The 1,316-nt window shown below is 59.8% G+C and carries 1 protein-coding gene and 1 other annotated feature; the gene reads right to left on the bottom strand.

The features are described from left to right. Positions 1-40: 40 nt before the first annotated feature. A protein-coding gene (locus tag BJN45_RS17445; protein ID WP_088179103.1) for an IS3 family transposase occupies positions 41-1,263 on the bottom strand; the annotation gives its coding sequence in 2 pieces (ribosomal slippage) (positions 41-975 and positions 975-1,263; 1,224 coding nt in all). Continuing rightward, positions 869-985, bottom strand: a sequence feature (AL1L pseudoknot). Its footprint overlaps the gene before it by 117 nt. Positions 1,264-1,316 lie beyond the last annotated feature (53 nt).

Raw genomic sequence — 1,316 nt, forward strand, 5'->3', positions numbered from 1 at the left:
GTGAATCGCCCCGGGAATCGCGGAGGCCATTTGATTTGAGTCAGGCGGTAACGGCCTGCTCGGTTTGACAGCGGTAGTAGTTTGCCTCAGCTTCGGCAGGAGGAATATATCCGATGGGCTCAAGTAATCGATGATGATTGAACCAGGAGACCCATTCAAGCGTTGCCAGTTCGACGGCCTCCTTCGATTTCCACGGGCCGCGTCGGTGAATGATTTCCGCCTTGTAGAGGCCGTTGATGGTCTCGGCCAGCGCGTTGTCGTAGCTGTCGCCCTTGCTGCCGACGGAGGGCTCGATACCGGCTTCGCCGAGGCGCTCCGAGTAACGAATCGAGACGTATTGGGCGCCACGGTCACTATGGTGGATCAGCGTATTGCGATCCGGCTGGCGGGCGTACAGGGCCTGCTCCAGCGCATCCAGAACAAAGTCTGTGTGCATGTTCCGGCTGACGCGCCAGCCGACGATGTAGCGTGCGTAAACATCGACGACAAACGCGACATAGACGAAACCCTGCCAGGTCGAGACGTAGGTGAAATCGGCGACCCACAACTGATTCGGACGAGTCGCCGAAAACTGCCGATTGACGCGATCCAGCGGGCACGGTGCCGCCGGGTCCGGGCGCGTCGTCTTCACGGGTTTGCCGCGCATGGCGCCGCGCAATCCTTGCTGGCGCATGAGGCGTTCAACAGTACAACGGGCGACGGCAATGCCTTCCCGATTGAGCTGCCGCCAGACTTTGTCGGCGCCATAGACCTGAAGATTGACCTGCCAGACGCGTTCGATCTCGCTGACCAGGATTTCATCACGCTGGGCTCGAGCGCAACGCAATTCCGGATTCCGCTGTCGGGCAACATGGCGCCGATACGCGGACGGGGCAACCTGCAATTGCTGACAGATTGGCTCGACCCCGAAACGTTCCCGGTGCTCGTCGATAAAGGCCTTCACGATTTGAAGCGGCGGTCGAGCTCCGCCTGGGCGAAAAACGCACTCGCCAGTCGCAAGATCTCGTTGGCCTTCTTCAGTTCGCGGTTCTCGCGTTCCAGTTGCTTGATCCGGTCAGCTTCTGCGGTGGTCGTCCCGTCACGCTGCCCGGTATTCCGCTCGTACTGCCTCACCCAATTGCACAGCGTCTGCGCACTGCAACCGATCTTCGGGGCAATCGATTCAATGGCTGCCCATTGCGATCCATGGTCACCGCGCGACTCGAACACCATCCGCACGGCACGTTCCCGAACCTCGGGGGAAAACTTCGTCGATTTCTTCATCATGGCTCCATCTTCTCAAAGAAGGGAGCCTCCTCAAAACCCGGGGCGATTCA

The sequence above is a fragment of the Azonexus hydrophilus genome (genome assembly GCF_001956855.1).
In the GTDB taxonomy this organism is placed as follows: Bacteria; Pseudomonadota; Gammaproteobacteria; order Burkholderiales; family Rhodocyclaceae; genus Azonexus; species Azonexus hydrophilus_A.